Source organism: Mesorhizobium onobrychidis (assembly GCF_024707545.1).
Classification (GTDB): domain Bacteria; phylum Pseudomonadota; class Alphaproteobacteria; order Rhizobiales; family Rhizobiaceae; genus Mesorhizobium; species Mesorhizobium onobrychidis.
The window spans coordinates 2,631,132-2,650,847 of the sequence record NZ_CP062229.1 but is presented as its reverse complement, the minus strand read 5'-3'; the positions used below and the strand labels follow the sequence as shown (position 1 = coordinate 2,650,847).

The 19,716-nt window shown below is 60.7% G+C and carries 20 protein-coding genes; 12 read left to right on the top strand and 8 right to left on the bottom strand.

Going from position 1 to position 19,716, the window contains the following annotated elements:
• Positions 1-4 precede the first annotated feature (4 nt).
• The 5 genes from ccoG (at position 5) to IHQ72_RS13245 (ending at position 5,283) form a co-directional block, all read left to right on the top strand.
• The gene (gene ccoG, locus IHQ72_RS13265; protein WP_258122839.1) at positions 5-1,564 is read left to right on the top strand and encodes a cytochrome c oxidase accessory protein CcoG; all 1,560 of its coding nucleotides are present in this window, start codon (positions 5-7) and stop codon (positions 1,562-1,564) included.
• Positions 1,561-2,058, top strand: coding sequence for a FixH family protein (locus tag IHQ72_RS13260; protein ID WP_258122838.1), 498 nt, complete (start codon positions 1,561-1,563; stop codon positions 2,056-2,058). Before ccoG ends, IHQ72_RS13260 begins: the two co-directional genes overlap by 4 nt.
• The gene (locus tag IHQ72_RS13255) at positions 2,055-4,346 is read left to right on the top strand and encodes a cation-translocating P-type ATPase (protein WP_258122837.1); all 2,292 of its coding nucleotides are present in this window, start codon (positions 2,055-2,057) and stop codon (positions 4,344-4,346) included. The genes IHQ72_RS13260 and IHQ72_RS13255 overlap by 4 nt, the downstream gene beginning before the upstream one ends.
• Positions 4,343-4,495, top strand: a complete 153-nt coding sequence (gene ccoS, locus IHQ72_RS13250) for a cbb3-type cytochrome oxidase assembly protein CcoS (RefSeq protein WP_258122836.1) — start codon at positions 4,343-4,345, stop codon at positions 4,493-4,495. The genes IHQ72_RS13255 and ccoS overlap by 4 nt, the downstream gene beginning before the upstream one ends.
• Positions 4,496-4,584: 89 nt before the next feature.
• Complete coding sequence (locus IHQ72_RS13245) at positions 4,585-5,283, top strand: CBS domain-containing protein (RefSeq protein WP_258122835.1); 699 nt, start codon at positions 4,585-4,587, stop codon at positions 5,281-5,283.
• Between the two features lie 62 nt (positions 5,284-5,345).
• Here IHQ72_RS13245 and IHQ72_RS13240 read toward each other — a convergent pair whose 3' ends face one another.
• From IHQ72_RS13240 to IHQ72_RS13230, 3 genes are all read right to left on the bottom strand, one after another.
• Positions 5,346-5,894: a hypothetical protein gene (locus tag IHQ72_RS13240; protein WP_258122834.1), complete on the bottom strand. Its 549-nt coding sequence runs from the start codon at positions 5,892-5,894 to the stop codon at positions 5,346-5,348.
• Positions 5,895-5,976: 82 nt separating this feature from the next.
• Positions 5,977-6,312: a DUF6455 family protein gene (locus IHQ72_RS13235; protein ID WP_258122833.1), complete on the bottom strand. Its 336-nt coding sequence runs from the start codon at positions 6,310-6,312 to the stop codon at positions 5,977-5,979.
• A gap of 73 nt (positions 6,313-6,385) precedes the next feature.
• Positions 6,386-7,198: a universal stress protein gene (locus IHQ72_RS13230; protein ID WP_258122832.1), complete on the bottom strand. Its 813-nt coding sequence runs from the start codon at positions 7,196-7,198 to the stop codon at positions 6,386-6,388.
• Positions 7,199-7,478: 280 nt separating this feature from the next.
• Here IHQ72_RS13230 and IHQ72_RS13225 point away from each other — a divergent pair, with 280 nt between their 5' ends.
• Positions 7,479-8,966, top strand: coding sequence for a PAS domain S-box protein (locus IHQ72_RS13225; RefSeq protein ID WP_258123821.1), 1,488 nt, complete (start codon positions 7,479-7,481; stop codon positions 8,964-8,966).
• On the top strand, positions 8,956-9,570 hold the full coding sequence (gene fixJ / locus IHQ72_RS13220) for a response regulator FixJ (protein WP_258122831.1): 615 nt from the start codon (positions 8,956-8,958) through the stop codon (positions 9,568-9,570). The genes IHQ72_RS13225 and fixJ overlap by 11 nt, the downstream gene beginning before the upstream one ends.
• A 569-nt stretch (positions 9,571-10,139) precedes the next feature.
• On the opposite strand, the gene IHQ72_RS13210 is transcribed toward fixJ, so the two are convergent.
• Together IHQ72_RS13210 and IHQ72_RS13205 are read right to left on the bottom strand one after the other, a co-directional pair.
• Positions 10,140-10,391 carry a c-type cytochrome gene (locus IHQ72_RS13210; protein WP_258122829.1) on the bottom strand — a complete coding sequence of 84 codons (252 nt, stop codon included), beginning with the start codon at positions 10,389-10,391 and terminating at the stop codon, positions 10,140-10,142.
• Positions 10,297-10,716 (bottom strand): phasin family protein, encoded by a 420-nt coding sequence (locus IHQ72_RS13205; protein WP_258122828.1) that lies wholly within the window; start codon positions 10,714-10,716, stop codon positions 10,297-10,299. The genes IHQ72_RS13210 and IHQ72_RS13205 overlap by 95 nt, the downstream gene beginning before the upstream one ends.
• Positions 10,717-10,939: 223 nt before the next feature.
• Here IHQ72_RS13205 and IHQ72_RS13200 point away from each other — a divergent pair, with 223 nt between their 5' ends.
• Entirely contained in the window at positions 10,940-11,764 is an 825-nt protein-coding gene (locus IHQ72_RS13200) for a universal stress protein (protein ID WP_258122827.1), read from the top strand.
• Positions 11,765-11,919: 155 nt separating this feature from the next.
• Positions 11,920-12,366 carry a pyridoxamine 5'-phosphate oxidase family protein gene (locus IHQ72_RS13195; protein WP_258122826.1) on the top strand — a complete coding sequence of 149 codons (447 nt, stop codon included), beginning with the start codon at positions 11,920-11,922 and terminating at the stop codon, positions 12,364-12,366.
• A 92-nt stretch (positions 12,367-12,458) separates the two neighbouring features.
• On the opposite strand, the gene IHQ72_RS13190 is transcribed toward IHQ72_RS13195, so the two are convergent.
• Complete coding sequence (locus tag IHQ72_RS13190) at positions 12,459-13,295, bottom strand: universal stress protein (protein WP_258122825.1); 837 nt, start codon at positions 13,293-13,295, stop codon at positions 12,459-12,461.
• 176 nt (positions 13,296-13,471) lie between these two features.
• Here IHQ72_RS13190 and IHQ72_RS13185 point away from each other — a divergent pair, with 176 nt between their 5' ends.
• Positions 13,472-13,870: a c-type cytochrome gene (locus IHQ72_RS13185; RefSeq protein WP_258122824.1), complete on the top strand. Its 399-nt coding sequence runs from the start codon at positions 13,472-13,474 to the stop codon at positions 13,868-13,870.
• Positions 13,871-13,921: 51 nt separating this feature from the next.
• Positions 13,922-15,484, top strand: a complete 1,563-nt coding sequence (locus tag IHQ72_RS13180; protein ID WP_258122823.1) for a bifunctional aminoglycoside phosphotransferase/ATP-binding protein — start codon at positions 13,922-13,924, stop codon at positions 15,482-15,484.
• A gap of 20 nt (positions 15,485-15,504) precedes the next feature.
• On the opposite strand, the gene IHQ72_RS13175 is transcribed toward IHQ72_RS13180, so the two are convergent.
• Together IHQ72_RS13175 and IHQ72_RS13170 are read right to left on the bottom strand one after the other, a co-directional pair.
• Complete coding sequence (locus tag IHQ72_RS13175) at positions 15,505-18,186, bottom strand: bifunctional acetate--CoA ligase family protein/GNAT family N-acetyltransferase (RefSeq protein WP_258122822.1); 2,682 nt, start codon at positions 18,184-18,186, stop codon at positions 15,505-15,507.
• Positions 18,187-18,222: 36 nt separating this feature from the next.
• The gene (locus IHQ72_RS13170; RefSeq protein WP_258122821.1) at positions 18,223-19,173 is read right to left on the bottom strand and encodes an IS481 family transposase; all 951 of its coding nucleotides are present in this window, start codon (positions 19,171-19,173) and stop codon (positions 18,223-18,225) included.
• A 151-nt stretch (positions 19,174-19,324) separates the two neighbouring features.
• Here IHQ72_RS13170 and IHQ72_RS13165 point away from each other — a divergent pair, with 151 nt between their 5' ends.
• A complete protein-coding gene (locus IHQ72_RS13165; RefSeq protein WP_258122820.1) occupies positions 19,325-19,711 on the top strand; it encodes a DUF302 domain-containing protein in 387 nt (128 codons plus the stop codon).
• The last annotated feature ends 5 nt before the right edge of the window (positions 19,712-19,716 follow it).

Here is a 19,716-nt window from a genome sequence, read left to right as displayed (position 1 = left end):
AATCGTGCTGGATCAAACGCAGATAGAACGGCTGGAAGCCGAGGCGGTCAATTCCGCCAAGACCCGCCAGCCGCTCTATGCCGCGCGCAAGAAGATCTTCCCGAAACGCGCCTCGGGCAGCTTTCGCCGTTTCAAATGGCTGGTAATGGCGATCACCCTGGGCATCTACTATCTGACGCCTTGGCTTCGGTGGGACCGCGGATCGTTTGCGCCGGACCAGGCAGTGCTGCTCGATCTTGCCAATCGCCGCTTCTACTTCTTCTTCATCGAGATATGGCCGCAGGAATTCTACTACGTCGCCGGCCTGCTGATGATGGCCGGCGTCGGCCTTTTCCTGGTCACGTCCACAGTCGGCCGAGCCTGGTGCGGTTATACCTGCCCGCAGACCGTGTGGGTCGACTTGTTTCTCGTGGTGGAGCGGGCGATCGAAGGCGATCGCAACGCCCGCATGAAGCTCGACGCCGGCCCGTGGACGGCGCGCAAACTGGTACTGCGCGTAACGAAGCACGCCATCTGGCTGGTTATTGCGGTAGCCACCGGCGGCGCGTGGATTTTTTATTTCGCGGATGCGCCAACGCTGATCGGCCAAGTCTTCACCGGGACCGCCGCTTCGGCCGCCTACGTGACCATCGCGGTGCTGACGGCGACCACCTATACATTCGGCGGGCTGATGCGGGAACAGGTCTGCACCTACATGTGCCCATGGCCGCGCATCCAGGCGGCCATGCTGGACGAGAATTCGCTGACCGTCACCTACAATGACTGGCGCGGCGAGCCCCGATCGCGCCACGCCAAGAAGGCCCTGGCCGCGGGCCAGTCGGTCGGCGACTGCGTCGACTGCAATGCCTGCGTCGCGGTGTGTCCGATGGGGATCGACATTCGCGACGGCCAGCAGCTCGAATGCATCACTTGCGCGCTCTGCATCGATGCCTGCGACGGCGTCATGGACAAGCTCGGCAGGGAGCGCGGGCTGATCTCCTATGCGACATTGTCCGATTACAACGCCAACATGGCGGTGGCGACCGCGGGCGGTTCCTCCCCGGTGACCCCTTCCCTTGTCAGGACGGATGAAGGCAAGTTTACCGACAGGTTGGCGCATTTCCATATTCGCAAGATCTTCCGCCTGCGCACCTTCATCTATCTCGGCGCCTGGTCGGCGGTCGGGCTCGTACTGCTCTATTCGTTGCTGACCCGCGAGCGGCTCGAGCTGAACGTCCTGCACGATCGCAACCCGCAATTCGTGACGCTCTCCGACGGTTCGATCCGCAACGGCTACACCGTCAAGCTGCTCAACATGATCCCCGAGCCAAGGATGATCGTTGTCACCTTGCAAGGCCTGCCTGGCGCCGAGATGAGCGCGGTCGGCGTCGATCTTCCTCCCGCACGATCCTTCGCCACCCTGGCCGATCCGGACCGGTTGAAGACGCTCAAGGTTTTCGTGCGCCAACCCGCGGATCAGATCGAGGGAACCGCGCAGAGCTTCACGTTCCGGATCGAAGACAAGGCAGGCCTTGAGTCCGCCGAATACACGGCCACCTTCAATGCACCGGAGATCGCCAGATGAGCGCTCATTCGCCAAAATCCCGCGAATTCACCGGCAGGCATATGCTGTTCATCATTCTCGGCTTCTTCGGGGTGGTCATTGGCGTCAACTTGACCATGGCGACGCTGGCCAGCAAGAGCTGGACCGGCCTCGTCGTCGAAAACACCTATGTGGCGAGCCAGCAGTTCAACCGGAAGGCAGAGGAAGGGCGCGCGCAGGCGGCGCTCGGCTGGACCGGCAAACTGACGATCGCATGGGGCGAGGTGCGCTACGGCCTAAGCGATGCCGCGGGCAAGCCCGTTCCCCTGCACGCTGTGAAGGTCCTGTTTCGTCACCCCGCCTACGAGGCAGCGGACAAGTCCGTCACCCTGGCCTCCGCTGAGGGTCAGGAATTTGCCACGCAACACACGCCGAGGGACGGCGTTTGGATTGTCGAAATCGACGCCGATGCCAGTCTCGCCGAGCCCTATCGCGACGTCCGTAGAATCATCATTTCCCATGGAGCGCTGCAATGAGCTGTTGTGCACCGGGCGCTGAAATGGCGCTGGATTTGAAAGCTAGCATATCGGTGCTGCCGTCCAGCCAGGAGGTCAGGCTGGCGAGCCGATCGCTTGGCGGCGATCTTCGCCAAACCGACCTCTCGGTGCCGACCGTGCATTGCGCAGCCTGCATCCAGGCGATCGAGATAGCACTTGGAAAGCTCGAACGGATCGAGAGCGCGCGCGTCAATTTGTCGACGAAACGGGTCTCCATCCGCTGGCGCGGCGACGAGGTGCCATCATTCGTCGCAGCGCTTGGACGGCTGGGATATGACGCGCACCTGTTCGATCCAGAGGCTGACGGCAAGGACAAGACGGTCTCGGAACTGATCCGCGCCGTCGCCGTTGCCGGCTTTGCCGCAGGCAACATCATGCTGCTCTCGGTCTCGGTCTGGTCCGGTGCTGAGGGTGCTACTCGCGACCTGTTTCATTGGGTCTCGGCATTGATCGCCATCCCCGCGCTCGCCTTCGCCGGCGGCATCTATTTCCGCTCGGCATGGAATGCGCTGCGCCACGGCCGCATGAACATGGACGTGCCGATCGCGGTCGGCGTCTCGCTCGCCTATGCCATGAGCCTCTACGAGACGATGACCCACGGCGAGCACGCCTATTTCGACGCATCGGTGTCGCTGCTGTTCTTCCTGCTGATTGGCCGCACGCTGGATCACGTGATGCGCGAGCGGGCACGGACGGCGGTTGATGGATTGGCGCGGCTGGCGGCGCGCGGCGCCATGGTGCTGCGCCATGACGGCAGCCACAACTACCTGCCTGTGGAGGAGATCGAACCGGGCATGCAGCTGCTGGTCGCTGCCGGCGAAAGGCTACCTGTCGACGGCAGGATCATTCGGGGCGCATCGGATCTCGACTGTTCGCTGGTTTCCGGCGAGAGCACACCGAAAACCGTGGCATCGGGGGAACAGGTTCAGGCCGGCACGCTGAACCTAACCGGCCCGCTGACCATCGAGGCGACCGCCGCCGCAAAGGACTCCTTCCTGGCGGAAATGGTTCGGCTGATGGAAGCCGCCGAAGGCGGTCGTGCGCGCTATCGCCGGATCGCCGACCGCGTCTCGGCGCTCTACGCGCCGGTGGTCCATCTCACTGCCTTCGTAACGTTCCTTGGCTGGATGGCGGCAGCAGGCGACTGGCACCAGGCGGTGACCATCGCCATCGCCGTCCTCATCATCACATGCCCATGTGCACTCGGCCTCGCCGTGCCGATAGTGCAGGTTGTCGCGGCGCGCCGGCTGTTCGAAGCCGGCGTCATGGTCAAGGACGGCTCGGCCATGGAGCGCCTGGCGGCTATCGACGCGGCCGTGTTCGACAAAACCGGCACGTTGACGCTCGGCCAGCCACGCCTGGTCAACGCCTCGTCCATCGATCCGGCGATGCTGGCGATCGCGGCCGACATGGCCGCGCACTCGCGTCATCCGTTCTCAAAGGCCATAGCCGCCTTCGCAGGATTTGCCGGCCAGCCGACGCTGGACGCCGTCAGCGAACACCCCGGTCTCGGCATCGAAGCCACAACCGCCGACGGTACATGGCGTCTTGGCCGGCGCGGCTGGGCCGGATGGAAAGCTCGGACCGGTGGCGAAGGCAAATATGGCGGCTTTGGCGGGACGGTGCTTTCGAAGAATGGGAGGATCGTCGCCTCCTTCGCGTTCGAGGACGCTGTGCGATCCGATGCCAAGGCGGCGGTCGGGCAATTGAAGGAGTCCGGCATCTCGGTCGAAATGCTGTCCGGTGATATCGCCATTGCCTGTGGCGAGGTGGCGAGGACGTTGGACATCGAGAGTTTCACGCCGGCGCTGCTTCCCTCCGGCAAAGTCGAACGGATCGAAGCCCTGACCAACGCGGGCCACAAGGTTCTGATGGTGGGCGACGGGCTTAACGACACGCCAGCCCTCGGGGCCGCGCACGCCTCGATCGCGCCGGCAACCGCCGCCGATGTCGGACGCAATGCCGCCGATTTCGTTTTCCTGCGCGAAAGCCTCCTGGCGGTGCCGCTCGCCCTCGACATCTCGCGCAAAGCCGGAAGGCTGATTCGCCAGAACCTTGCCATCGCAATCATCTACAATGCCGTTGCCGTGCCGATCGCCATTCTCGGCCATGTCACGCCGTTGATCGCGGCAATCGCGATGTCCGCCTCCTCGCTGCTGGTCATCGCAAACGCGCTGCGGCTGCAGGGATCTGGACTGCACGCCCCAGCAAGAAGCACCGCGCCTGACAGGCGCTCCGGCATCGGCGCACTGGCACGATCCTCATGACGACGCTTGTCTACCTCATCCCCGTGGCGCTGTTTCTCGGTGCGCTCGGACTGTCCGGCTTCCTGTGGGCCTTGAGGAGCGGTCAATACGAGGATCTCGACGGGGCGGCGGAGCGGATTCTGATCGACCGGGACGACAAGCCAAAGTGACGTCTGGCGATGTCGAAAGTAATGCAGATCAAGGCACGTCTCACACAGGACCTCGATAATGGCCCTGATAGATGTCGGAGGAGTCAGGCATGCAAGCCGAAGCCATAATGACCGCACCGGTGATCGGGATAGAACCAACGGCATCGATTTCCGATGCAGCAGGGTTGATGCTCTCCAAAAAGATCAGCGGCCTTCCCGTCATTCGCAGCGACGGCACGCTGGTCGGCATCGTCAGTGAGGGCGATTTCCTGCGCCGGGGAGAGCTCGGCACGAAGCACAAGCGCCCGCGTTGGCTGGAGTTTCTTGTTAGCCCCGGAAGAGCCGCCGATGAATATGTTCAAGCCAACGGACGGCGTATCGAGGAGGTTATGACGGCGGATGTCGTCACGGCATCCCCTGGCGCATTGCTTTCCGACATCGTCGAGCTGATGACGCAGCATCACGTCAAACGCGTCCCGGTCGTCGACAGTGGGAAGGTTGTCGGTATCGTCACCCGCTCCGATCTTCTTCGCGCCTTGCTCAGTATCCTGCCAGACGCCGCCCCGACAGTCGCGGACGACGAACAGATCCGACAAAGGATCCTTGCCGAGCTTGCGAGGCAGAAATGGGCCGGCAAGGACATGATCGATGTGACAGTGGACAAGGGGATGGTGGAACTGGGCGGTGCGATCTTCGACGAACGCGAGCGCCAGGCAGCTACTGTCGCCGCCGAAAACGTCGCCGGCGTCAGGGCCGTCAAGGATAACCTTTTCTGCGCGGGGCCGCTTTCGGTGGTGCTTGTCTCTTAGTTCAGCACTACAAGAATTTGCGGACTCCGCATTGCGTGACCGCAAGAATGTCCGCATTGAACCTAAGTCGCAGCTACCGCTATTAATGGTCGAAGCAGCAACAAGGCGAATGCGATAAGCGCCGCGCCCGCGACCCTGTCTGCCATCTCTCTGCCTCCGTTCAGCCGCCTACCGAGCAAAAGCCACATCGACCCGGTGGCAGCTGTGGTCACCAAAAGTACAATCCAGAAGAAGCCCAGTTCGTACAACCTCACGTGCACCGGCACGATTGCCAGACAATAGATGAAGGCTTTCGGATTGAGGGCAGTCGTTACGACAACAGAAAGGCTATCGCCGTCTTTGGATGCGTCTATCCGGTCGCTACTTATCAGGCGCAGGCCAAGAATTACGAGCCACAGGGCTGCGACCAGCTTGAGTACCTGGATGGCGCCGGACGGCAGCAAGGGTCGCAGCGAAAACCAGCAGGCTGCTGCGATCCCGTATCCGCAGGCCTGTGAGACCAAGAGTGCAATCGCCTTCTCTCGCTTGGCCGCACCCGCCATCAAAAGAGCATTGGTTGGCCCGGGCGCAATAAAGAGCAGAAGTGCTTCTAGAAGAAATAGATTGTCCAAACTGCCTAGTCCCATGGGATGCAAATCTATCGGCATAAGTCCGTTTGCGTTGACTCGTCAGACGCATTTGTGGCGACGCTTTCTATCGTTGGCCGGCTGCGTGCTGCAGCCGTGCGATCAGGTCGCGGTTGCGGCAATAGTCTGGCGGATCATCGGCTTGCTGGTGTTCATTGAGCCAAGTCGAGCATTCGTCCTGATGGCCGCAGGAGCGGCAGCGGTCCACCGCCCGGTTGGTGACCGCTACATAGTCCGGCACGACTTTCAATTGTCTGTCGACACCGAGCTTCTGCATCATGCGGCCCATCAAGGCGGTCCTGGCGTCAACTGAAATCAGGTAGTCGAGAAAACTCATGTCGGTCACTCCCGTTTCTCGGCAGATCATTGCCATGCCGGCGGCAGCTGCATTGATCTCGGTCAATCGGACCCCTCGGGACCATGGGTCTGGCGTGAACGCCGCGAGTGGCGGACTTGAAGTTCTGATTGACCGGCGGTCAATACGACATGAGGCGGTTGATGCTGCTCTCTTCGATCAGCGTACGCGTGACGCCGCCGAACGCCCATTCGCGCAGGCGGCTGTGACCATATGCTCCGGAGACGATCAGGTCGGCATGGATCGAGCGCGCGAATGTCAAGAGTCGATCGCCGTCAGCCTCGCCGCGGATCAGTTCGGTTCGCGCCGTAATGCCGTGATGTTCAAGAAAAACGGCGACGTCGGCGAGGCTGTCACGGATGCTGTCGTCGCGATCGCTATCGATTGTGACGATGACCACTTCGGTGGCCTTGGCGAGGAAAGGCAATGCATCGGTCAGCGCCCGTCGTGCCTCCCGGGTGTCCTTCCAGGCGACCAGCACGGTTTTTGCCATGATATGTTCGACATTGCTTGCGGTGATCAGGACTGGCCGGCCTGTGCCGAGTGCCAGGCTGCCGATGTCTACGGTGCGATAGACATTTTCTCCCTCCTCGCCGCTGGTAACGATGAGGTCGGCCGCGCGGGCGGAGACGCTAAGGAAGCGGGTCGGGCTGCAGACTTCCTGCCCCCACTCGCTGCTGATCGAAGCAGGAACCAGCCTCTCGAATTCGGCGCGCAGTTCGGCAAGCCGCTTTTCGATTTCCGTCCGCTGGATCTGCATGATCTCGCCTTCGTAGACCATGCCGTCGCCGGTCGCGACCAGCGGCGGGACGTCTGCAGCCGCCAGGCCGATAAGGTGAGCCCCGAAGCGTTCCGCAAGCTCGACCCCCAACTTCACTATGGGTGCAGCAGGTGCATCTACGCCAAGGTTCAAAATAATTGACTTGTAGGACATTGCAGTCGCCTTTCGCTGGAGCGTTAGAATGCGATGATGAAGTGCATTCGCCGGCACTCGACGCCTTGATGCGTGTCAAAAAACACTAGCGACCGAGACGATCGCGACTATTCGGCTTGATCGGTTTCTGCGTGTGCAGAAAGAGCGATGATGATAACTAGACTGCGTGGCAGGTTCTCTGATCAAAGGACTTGATTTGGACGACAAACAAACACGTGACTTGTCGACCGACGCTCGCAACGAACGGCGGGGCACGGCCGAGCATGAGCGGCTCTCCCTGATGTTCGAGCAGGCCCCGGGGTTCATGACGTTGATGCGTGAGCCGGGTCATGTCTTCGAATTGACCAATGCCGCCTATCAACGCCTGATTGGCCAGAGGCAAGTAATAGGAAAGTCGGTACGCGAGGCGCTGCCCGAGCTCGAGGGTCAGGGTTTCTACGAACTGCTGGACCAGGTGTATGAAACGGGCGAGCCCTACAGAGGTCAGGGCGTGAAGGTCACCCTTCGCAACAAGGATGACGAGCCGGTCGAAGAGCGCATCCTCGACTTCGTCTATCAACCCATCAAGGCGGACGATGGCCGCGTCACGGCCATTTTTGTCGAAGGCACCGACGTCAGCGAGCTCTCTTTTGCAAACGCGGCCCTACGATTGCGCGAAGATCATTTGCGTTCGATCCTGGCCACGGTGCCCGACGCAATGGTCGTCATCGATGAACAAGGCAGTATTCAATCCTTCAGCACGGCTGCCGAAACGCTGTTCGGTTACCAGTCGAGCGAAGTCATGGGTCAGAACGTCAAGCTGCTGATGCCGTCGCCATACCGCGAAGAGCATGATGCTTATCTGCACCGCTATTTATCAACCGGCGAGCGCCGGATTATCGGGCTCGGCCGCACCGTCACTGGGATGCGTAAGGATGGCTCAACCTTTCCGATGGAGCTTTCCGTCGGAGAAATGCATCCTGGAACCGGCCGCTTCTTTACCGGTTTCTGCCGGGACTTGACCGAACGCTACAGAGCGGAAGCAAGAATACAGGAGCAACAGCAGGAGCTTCTCCATATGGCGCGGTTTACCGCGCTCGGCGAAATGGCTTCGACCTTGGCGCATGAAATCAACCAACCGCTCACGGCAATCACGAACTACCTCAAAGGCAGCCGACGGCTTCTCGAAAAAAGCACGGAAGAGAACGCGCCGGTGCTGAGGGAGGCCGTCGAAAAGGCAGCGGAACAGGCATTGAGAGCCGGAGACGTCATTCGCCATCTTCGGGACTTCGTCGCAAGAGGCGAAAGCGAGCGACAAGTCGAACGCCTGCCTGCGTTGATCGAGGAAGCATCGTCCCTGGCCCTGGTTGGGGCAAGAGAAGCCAATGTGCGCGTCAGCTACAAGCTTGATCCCGCCGCGGAACTGGTCTTGACCGACCGCATCCAGATTCAGCAAGTTTTGCTGAACCTGATGCGCAACGCGATAGAAGCCATGCAAGGTGTGCCACGCCGTGAGTTGCAAATCACAACCGTGGCTCGTGATGACGGCATGGCTGAGGTAAGCGTGATTGACACAGGCACTGGTCTCGCGCCGGACGTCTCCGCCCAGCTTTTCCAGCCGTTTGTCACCACCAAGAAGCAGGGCATGGGCGTTGGCCTCTCCATTTGCCGCACTATCGTCGAATCGCACGGTGGTCACATCTGGACCGAGGCGGTGCCCGCTGGAGGAACCGCTTTCCGGTTCACCCTGCGCATCGTGCAGAAGGAAGAAGTCGCCAATGGCCGGTAACGATCTTGTGCATGTGGTCGACGACGACGTCGACGTTCGCAAGTCGCTTGGTTTTCTTCTGGCGACGTCTGATTTCGCTGTACGCCTATACGAATCGGCGTCGGTTTTTCTGGCCACAGCGACGGGCAATCTCGACGGCTGTATCGTGACGGACGTGCGCATGCCCGGCATTGACGGGATCGAGTTCCTGCGACAGCTCCGGACCCGCGGACATACGCTTCCAGTCATTGTCATGACGGGTCATGCCGATGTGGCGCTGGCTGTTCAGGCGATGAAGGAAGGTGCCGCCGATTTCATCGAAAAACCTTTCGACGACGATATTCTGATCGATGCGATCCGCTCTGCGTTGGGCAACCGCAACCAAGCCGATGCGACACACCCACAAAGCTCGGAAATCCGCGGCCGTCTGTCGACGCTGTCGGAGCGGGAGCGGCAGGTGCTGGATGGGCTTGTGTCGGGCCTGCCGAACAAGACGATCGCATACGATCTAGGCATCAGCCCGCGCACGGTCGAGATCCATCGCGCCAACGTCATGAGCAAGATGGCCGCGAGCAGCCTGTCGCATCTCGTGCGCATGGCATTGATCGTGGAATCCAAACGTTAAGGCGAGTCACGGAGAGACATGCCGTTGTCTGCCGGGATCCTATCAGGCAGCCAGTCGCGCCAGTGAGTCGGGTGGATGTCAACGCGCGCGCCGGTCGTGACGTTCTTCCAACCTTCCCGCCCCTTTAAGCAAGGGAAGACAAGCGCATGTTCGCCGTCCTCGTCGAGGACGGCGAGTTCGAGTTCACGACCGAACGGAGCGCTTGAGATTGGCTTCCACATCATCCCCTAATGATGTGCGGAAGCGGCAGGTCCCGCCTTGATCTGGATCATTTTCCAAGTGGGCGAGAGCCAAACAGCAACGTGCCCGTCAGCACCTACTCATCTGGCCGTGTAGCCACCATCCACGAGATGATAGCTGCCAGTGATGAAGCTTGCGCTCTGGCTGTGCGGCCCAAGAGTGTCTCTGCGAGTGGTTTCGGCGTTGAACCGGAGAGACATCGCTTGGATCCCGCAATCCATTAACTCTAGCAACCGCACTACTGTTCTGATTGCGCCAGATCAATTTCACGAGCGCTTGTTGGGCGTCGGGCTTTGCACCCGGACCGCCTGCGTTGCCAATCGCAACGGTCAAGGTCTTTGCAAGCTGCCGATATAGGCGATGATTGACTCGATCTGGTCGGGGCTGGCAACCCACTCAGGCATATCCGGATGCCCGGTTGAAATGCCTTCGGCCAGTGCCTCCTCGAGATCAGTGAGCCGATAACGCTGCGAAAGTTTGCGAAGTTCAGATGCGTCGGGATGGCTGCTCACGTCTGTTTGTCCAACCGCATGGCATCGCGCGCAATTGACTTCGACCAGTGCCCTTCCGCCTGCGAGCATGCCTTGCGATTTCCGAAGCAAGTCTGGAGCTGATCGAGGCTACCTTGCCGGCTTCCATTGCATATTCCGAGGTCGCGTTCTGAAGGAAGTTGCTGAGCACATCGAAAGCGTCGTTGAATTCGCTACCCGCGACGAGATCATCGACCATTTTGACGTTCTGCTCGCAGCGGTGCTTCAGGAAAGATAGCGTCTCGACCTGATACCGCATAATTGCCTTGAGAGCGTGGGCCTGAAGGCCAGCTGCTGCGATGAGCAACTTCTGGCCATTCGTCGCTGTCGGCAAGGGCTGTAAGGCGAAGTGCGAGGACCCGGCATTGGTTTTCATGGCGATTACTCCCTGTGGGGCCGCGACCGTGAACCTAAATGTTTGCCAAGCAACACTAGCGGCCGTCATCGACTGGTCGTTGATGGAGATCAACGACGCCCGGGACCCTGACACAAATACGGAAGCGACCAGCACTATTTGAGTTCATTCGTTTTTGACGCGCATCAAGGCCCTTGGCCCGTTTTCGTGGCCCTCTTGCGCCAAGTGCGAAGGAGCTTGGGTGATGGCTTTCAGGACGATTATGGTTCAGCTGGACATTGATGCCATCGCTGCACCGCGCGCAGCGTTCGCATGGGAGCTTGCCCAAACGCATGACGCCGAACTGATCGCCTTCTGCGCGGCTGAAGGGCATTTCGTCATGCCAAAGGGCATGGAGGAGGCTGCCGCACAGGCGATATGGTGTCAGGTCGATGAAATAGAAGGTCGCCTGAATTGCCTGAAAGAGGAATTCCTCTGTACCGTCAACGGCAGCGACCGGGCCTCATGGCGGGGCGTAGTCGGCAATCCGACCCAGCAGCTTGCGCTCAACGCTCGCGCCTCCGATCTGATTGTTGTCGGACCTCCAATGCAGGATTTTATGATCGACCATCACCGGACCGTGGATGCGGGCGGCCTGATTCTTTCCGCGGGCCGCCCCGTTCTTGTCGCGTCTGATACACTTGCGCCATTCAGGCCCGAGAGCATTCTGATTGCGTGGAGTGACACACGCGAGGCCAGGCGCGCCGTCGTTGACGCTCTGCCATTTCTGGTCGACGCTAGAGACGTGGTGATCGCCACCGTTGAAGGTGGTGGTGAGGTGACGTGCCGTGCCGGCGTGGAGGACGCGCAGCGTTTTCTGGCAAGTCATGGAGTGAAGGCACGATCCGAAGTGATGGATAGCCGCCGGTCAGCGCCGGCAGAAATACTTCTTCAGATTGGGCAGCAGATTGCAGCTGATCTCATTGTTCTAGGCGGTTATGGTCATAGCCGGGCTCGGGAATGGGCTTTCGGAGGCGTGACACGCTCTGTCCTTCAGGCTGGATCTTTCCACCGACTTTTATCGAATTGAGATCGCGCGCGCTGGCGCCGCACCTATGTAGGTCAAGGAAACTCGACCCATGTAAGAAGCCTCCAGATGCTTTCCAAAGCACGCCGAGTCGAACTGAGCGATATGAAACAACGACCGACAGGATAGCCGAGAAAAGAAAACAGGAGATCCCACCGATGCTGATCCGCACACTTTCGGTCTTGGAATGCAGCAAAGTGCTGGCGAGCAATCGCGTAGGCCGGCTGGCATGTTCCAACGACGACCAGCCATACGTCGTGCCATTCTACTATGCCCACGCAGACAATCATCTTTATGCGTTTTCCATGCCGGGCAAGAAAATCGACTGGATGCGTTCCAATCCGCGGGTGTGCGTCCAGATCGACGAACGCGGCCAGGGGCGGGGATGGAGAAGCGTGGTGGTCGATGGCCGCTATGAAGAGCTGCCCGACCGGATCGGCTACAAGGCTCAACGCGACCATGCGTGGTCGGTGTTGAGCAAGCACTCTGACTGGTGGGAGCCTGGCGCACTCAAGCCGGTCACCACCCCGGTGTCGGACAGCATACCCCACGTATTCTTCCGGATTCTCATCGAACAGGTGTCGGGCCGGGAAGCAAGCGAGTAGGTCGTACAGCCCATTCGCTGCCAAGAACAAAACGGGCCGGCGCAAACTCACCGGCCCTTTTTTGTGATCTTCCCTTTTCTGGCTTTGAATTGCTACCGCGCCATCAGGACAGGCAACGATGGATCCTCGACCATCGACTTGGTGACGCCGCCGAAGATCCGCTCGCGCAGCCGCGAATGCCCGTAGGCGCCCATGACCAGGAGGTCGGCGGCAACATCAATTGCGTGCTGGCGAAGCACGTCGGCAACGGAACGGTTCGCACTGGGCAACCGGTCGACCGTGACTTTCACCCCATGCCGGGCAAGATAGGCTGCAGCATCGGCTCCTGGTTCCGCTCCGTGGTGGGTTTCGCCCTCGACAGGATCGACCAGGACAAGATGCACCTCGTCGGCACAGATCAGCATGTCGAGCGACTCACGAAGGGCGCGCGATGACTCCAGACGGGAATCCCATGCAACCATCACGCATTTCGGCTTCAGCGTCGGCCGCGAACCTTGGGGGACAAGCAGCAAAGGCTTTCCTGAGGAAAATAATGCGCCCTCGATCACTTTGCTTTTTAGCGTCTCGCCGGCAAGCACTTCCGGTCCCACAATGGTGATATCGGCATAGCGGGCGCGGCGGCCGATGGTTTCGTCGGCCCAGCTGGCTTCCGGATATGCGCTGACAGTATCAGCCGAAAGGGCGCGGCCAGCCAGGAACGCCGACACGGCCGCCGTTGTCTTCTTCAGGGCCTTCTCATCTGCCTGGCGCTCCTTCAGCCAGTCTTCTGAAACGATCGCGGCAAACTCTCCAACCGGCGGTGGCGCGGCGAGCACCACCACGAGAACAGCGAGGTGTGCACCGACCTCCTCGCAAAGGCCGGCAGCGAGGTGCAGATCGCCGTCGCTCATGCCTGGTTCCGTGACCGTGAGTATCGTCTTGAATGACATCGCAACTGCTCCTGAATCTTGAGTTCGGCTCCAATCGTGCCTGCAACCGTAACGAGGCGGGTCTCAGCGCTCATTGCGCTGAATCAAAGATCATGCGCGAAGCCTCAATTGATCCGGATCAACTGCGGTGCGCACCGAGGTAGTAAGGTTCGGCCAACCAATCGGTGGGCACGACAATGAAATTTTTGATCGCGGCAGCTCTCGCAAGCTTGGCTCTCAATGCGTCAATGGCGCAGGAAATGAGCTACGGCCAGGCGGAGTACCTGAACTCCTGCGCGGTCTGCCATGGTGTCGACGGCAAAGGTGACGGTCCCTTGGGGGACGAGTTGGTGAAACGCCCGGCCGACCTGACGCGTCTGTCGAAAAACAATGGTGGCGAATTTCCGTACTGGCGCGTCTTTGCCATGATCGACGGTCGCACCATGGTGCCGGAACATGGCGAGCGCGATATGCCGGTATGGGGTCGGCAATTCCTTCCGGATGACGTGAAGAAATACGGCCCAAACGCCGGAGAGATCGTCACCACGGAACGCATCCATAACCTAGCTGGTTATGTCCAGGCACTGCAGCGGTAGGCATCGGGCGCGGCAAGGCTTTCGCATCGCGGGCTTCAAGGAGGCTGAACCATGATCGTTGAGAACCAGGAAGCCGTGGTCGCGCTGCTGCTCGATCCCGCCACGTATGGCGAGAGTGGACCGGTAGAGGCGATCGAGACCCATATTTCGCGTATATTCCTGGTTGGCGAACACGCCTACAAGATGAAGCGAGCGGTCAAGTTGCCCTATGTCGATTTCTCGACACCGGCACTCAGGCTCGCCGCTTGTGAGAAGGAGGTTGAACTCAACTCGAAAACGGCACCTGGCCTTTATCTGGGCGTGCGGCGCATCACACGAGAGGCCGCAGGCGAGCTGGCCTTCGACGGAAGCGGCGAACTGGTCGACGCGGCGATCGAGATGGTCCGCTTCGATCAATCGAAGCTCCTCGATCGGATGGCAATCGCCGGCGAACTGACGCCTGCGCTGATGACGTCGACCGCGCGCATGATCGTGCACTATCATCGCGGCGTACCGGAAATCCGCAATGGCAGTGGCGCCTCTAACCTTGCTGACGTGCTCGACATCAACGAGGCCGGCTTTGCCACCAGCCATGTCTTCGGCAAGGCCGAGGTCGAGACATTTGCCGAGGCCTTCCGTACCGCGCTTGCCCGGCATTCCGGATTGCTCGACCGTCGCGAAGTCGCTGGCAAGATCCGCCGCTGCCATGGCGATCTGCATCTGCGCAATATCTGTCTCTTCGACGGCGAGCCCCGGCTTTTCGACTGCATCGAATTCAACGACCAGATCGCGACTGTGGACGTGCTCTACGACCTTGCCTTCCTTTTGATGGACCTGTGGCATCGCGGTTTTCCGGAGCTCTCGAATCTTGTGATGAATCGCTATCTCGACGAAGCCGACGATGAGGATGGCTTTGCCCTTCTGCCCTTTTTCATGGCGGTCCGGGCAGCTGTGCGCGCGCATGTCACCGCGACGCAGGTCGAAGAAGGCAGTGCCTGTACCGACAAGTTGATTGCCGAGGCCAGATCCTATTTCGAGCTTGCCCGAGAGCTTCTCCAGGAGACCTCGCCGCGACTCGTTGCGATCGGCGGTTTGAGTGGTTCCGGCAAGACGACCGTTGCGGAGGCCCTCGCCGCCCGCGTCGGTGCGCCGCCCGGCGCGCGCATTGTCGAAAGCGACCGTATTCGCAAAGCGATGCATGGCGTTCCTGCAGAAACGAGGCTGCCGGACAAGGCCTATCGACCGGGAGTATCGGAACGCGTCTATCGCCAAATGGCATGGCGGGCCGGTTTGATCCTATCCGAAGGAGGGTCGGTGGTCGCCGATGCCGTGTTCGACAGGCCAGACGATCGAGGCCGGATCGAGAAGGCGGCAAGTGACAGGGGCGTCGCATTCTCCGGGTTCTGGTTGCAGGCGGATACGCTTGTCCTTTGGCAACGCGTCAGCGAGCGCAAGGGCGGTCCCTCGGATGCCACCATCGACATCCTCTCGCAGCAATTGCAGCGAAATGCCACCCAGTCCAGCTGGCGCAAGGTCGACGCCGATCGGAAGCTTGCCGATATCGTCGCGGAATTGCGAAGGTTCTCCGAAGGAGATGCTTCCGAACCGGGGCTACCCCTTCGCTCAGCCTCGTGACGGCGGCAGGGTAATCGACCTCAACGGAGGTCGAGCCTTGCCTCGAGGAGGCCGGGTTCGCTCGGATGATGCGTTACCTTGAAGCCAAATTCGCGGCACATGGTCAGCATCTTGCTGTTCTCGCTGAGCATAATGCCTTCGATCCGACCGATCCCATCGGCCTTTGCATAATCGACGATCTGTCTGAGCAATTCCCAACCGAGACCATGTCCCTGCAGATCCGTGCGCACCAGCAAGGCGTATTCGGCGACAGTGTGATCCGGATCGCAGGACAGCCGGCTGACCCCTGCCAGCGCGCCGGTGCTCGCTTCCAGCGCGACGAAAGCCATGTCGCGGTCATAGTCGAGCTGAGTGAGCCGTTTCAGCATCTGGTCGGAGAAGCTTTTGCGCGGCGACAGAAACCGCAGGCGCAGATCGTCCGGCGAAATCCTGGCAAAGAATTCCGGATAGAGCGCGATGTCGGCCGGCTTGATCGGCCGGATGTGATAGCGCGCGCCGCCCGCTGCAAAGTCTCTGGTCCAGCCCGACGGGTAGGGCCTGATGGCGAGCGCCGGGTTCGGCCCCGGCTCTTCCACACGTTCCGGCTCGATCTCGATGCGGGCATCGAGCGCGATCACGCCATCGGTGTTGGCGAGCAGTGGATTGATGTCCATGGAGACGAGGCAAGGAAAGTCGACGATCAGCTGCGACAGGCCGTTGAGCACAGCAATGATTGCACCACGATCGGCCGCCTTGCGGTCGCGGAACCCGGCGAGCAGGCGGCCGATGCGCGTTTGGTCGATCAGGTCACCGGCAAGAACATCGTCGAGAGGCGGCAACGCGATCGTCGTATCGCCCATCACCTCGACCGCAACGCCGCCGGCGCCGAACATGATTGTGGGGCCGAAGATCGGATCCCGGTTCATGCCGAGGATGAGTTCCTGCGCCTGTTTTCGCACCACCATCGGCTGAACGGCGTAGCCTTCAATGTCGGCTTTCGGTGCGTGCTTGCGCACCCGCGCCTCGATCGAGCGCGCGGCCTCCCCGACGGCCGCGGCGGTGGCAATGCAGAGCACCACCCCGCCAATGTCCGACTTGTGCGAGATCGTCTTGGATAGCAGCTTGATCACGACGTGCTCGGACGTCTTGAGGAGCCGGCCGGCCGCAATCTCCGCTTCGACAGGAGATTTTGCGACGATCATTTCAGGCACCGGAATGCCGTAAGCGGAAATCGCCGCCTTGGCTTCCGGCTCGGTCAGCATTCGCCGACCTTCCTTCGCTACCTGCCTGAATATGGCAAGCACGGCTTCGCGGTCGCTCGCGGTGTCCTCGCCGCGGCTCGGCGGGACTCGCATCAGCGCCCGCTGGGCTCGCGACCATTGGCTGAGATAGGAGACGGCCGTTGCGGCGTCCGCAGGCGTCTCGAAACTGGCAATGCCGGCATCCTGAAGGATCAGCCGCACGGCGCGCGCCGTATGCTCCCCGAGCCAGCAGGTGAGGACCGGCTTTCGACCGATCTTCCCTTCGTGGGTGAGTTTTGCCACCGCGCTTGCCGCGGCAAGCGGCGAGCCAAGCCCCGTTGGGCAATTCATGACCAGAACGACGTCGGTCCCGGTATCGCCCGCGACGGCCTCGATCGCCACCCGATAGCGCTCCGGCGAAGCGTCGCCAATGATGTCGACCGGATTGGCGTGGGACCAGGTGGCAGGCAGGACGACCTCCAATCGGGCGATTGTTTCCGGCGAGAGCTCTGCCAGTTCTCCGTTGCAGTCGATGAGTTGATCGACGGCCAACACGCCTGCCCCGCCGCCATTGGTGACGATGCCGACGCGGGCTCGTTCGAGGGGAGCGAAGCGAGCGGTCGTTTCGGCAGCATCGAAGAGCTCTGCCAGGTCTTTGACGCGCAGGATGCCGGCACGCAGCAATGCCGCATCGACCACGCGATCGGCGCCCGATAGCGCGCCGGTGTGGGTCGCGGCAGCCTTGGCCGATTGCTCGTGCCTGCCCGATTTGATCGCGATCACCGGTTTGATGCGCGCTGCAGCACGTGCGGCCGAGATGAACTTGCGCGGTTCGGGAATGGTTTCGAGATACATCACAATGGCGCGCGTATGCGCATCGCCCGCCAGCATGTCGAGACAGTCTCCGACATCGACATCGGCCATATCGCCGAGTGAGACGATCTGTGAGAAGCCGACATTGTTCTGAGCCGCCCAGTCGATCAGAGATGTCGCGATGGCGCCGGATTGTGACAGCAACGCGATATTGCCTGGCCTGGCTGCCATATGCGCGAACCCGGCATTGAGCTTCACTGGCGGGATCATCAGGCCCAGCGTGTTCGGCCCGATGATGCGGAAAAGGGTGGGCTTAGCGGCGTCGAGCATCGCTTGGCGCAATCCGTTCTCGCGCGTCAGCCCAGCGGTGATGACGACCCCCGCCCGCGTGCCCATGTCTGCGAGCTCGCGAACGATGCCGGGAACCGTCTCGGGTGGCGTTACGATCACACCCAGATCGGGAATACCTGGCAGATCCGCCACCTTCGGATAGCAGCGCCGACCCGCCACTTCAGTGTATTTCGGATTGACCGGCCAAATCTCGCCCTCGTAGCCGCCGCAGACGATGTTGTCGAAGACGACACGGCCGACAGAGCCGTCGCGCACCGATGCGCCGAACACGGCAACCGACTTGGGGGCGAACGCATATTCGAGATTTCGGATCGTCACCCTGTTTCTCCCATTCACGCTGATAGTCGCCAGTCGCTACTTGTTTAGTCCCGGCATTTGATGGGTGGGATCGAGTCGGAACCGTTCGGGCTCTTTTGCCCAGATTTTGCAGATGAATTCGTGGGGCGTGAGGCCCTTGAGGGTCTTAAGCCGGCGCGCGAAATTGTAAGCTAAGATGAAGTCGGCGAGATGCCGACGCAGTTGCTCGTGATCGTCATAGTGGAAGCGCTTGACGGTGGCGTCCTTGATGGTCCGATTCATCCGCTCGACCTGGCCGTTCGTCCAGGGATGGTTGATCTTTGTGAGCCGGTGCTCGATGCCATGTTCGTCGCAGATGCCGTCGAAGATGTGCTGAAGGGCATGCCGGTCGCAGGTCCGGTTGGCGAACTGAATGCCGTTGTCGGTCAGAATGGTATGGATGGCATAGGGCACGGTCGCGATCAGGTTGCGAAGGAATTGGGCCACCGCCATCTTGCCCGCCGTCGGGTGCAATTCCGCATAGGCGAATTTCGACGTCCGATCGATGGCCAAGAAAAGGCGCAGCTTGCCCTCGGCGGTCTGCACCTCGGCGAGGTCGATATGGAAATAGCCGAGCGGATAGGCGTTGAACTTCTTCCTGGCCGGCTTGTCGGCGTCCACCTGCGGCAGCCGCGAAATGCCATGGCGCTGAAGGCAGCGATGCAACGACGAGCGCGTCAGATGCGGGATCGAGGGCTGTAGGGCATAGAGACAATCATCCAGCGCCAGCAACGTGTGCTTGCGAAAGGCGACGATCACCGCTTCCTCTTCGAGCGACAGCACTGTCGATCTTGGTTTCTTCGGGCCGGTGGGAAGATCGGCGGTCGAGATCCGGTTCCTCCACTTTCTAACTGTCTTCTGATCGATGCCGTAGCGCTTGGCCAGCGCTCTCAGGCTCTCTTGACTATGCTGTATCGCTCGACGGACTGCCTCTGTCGTCGTGGCGCGGCGGTGTAGAACCTGTCCCATAGCGCATCCTTTGATTCGGACGGCAATGATGCGCCATTAAAGTCCGGGATCAAACAGCTACTGCCTGGTCGTTGCGTTGGATCAAAGCGTTCTCCTGATCATCGCGATTAACTGTTGCGCGAGCTGTCGCGCTAAACAATTGGAGCATTTGATGAGCTACTATTTCAGCAAGACCGTCGCCATGCCGTTCGCTACGGCAATCAACCACGTGACCAACAAGCTCGCAAACAAGGGTTTTGGCGTCCTGACCTCGATCGACGTCAGGCAGGTCATGAAGACCAAGCTCGGCGCTGATTTCAAACCCTACGTCATCCTAGGGGCATGCAATCCGCATTTCGCGTGGCGTGCGCTGCAGACAGAGGACAAGATCGGAACCATGCTGCCCTGCAACGTCATCGTCACGGAGATCGCACCGGGAACGGTTGAGGTCGCGGCGGTCGATCCGGTCGCCTCGATGGGCGCGATCGACAATCCCGGACTTGCGGAAGTGGCGCAAGACGTGCGGCGCCTGCTTGAGGAGATGGTCAGCGAACTCTAGCGCCG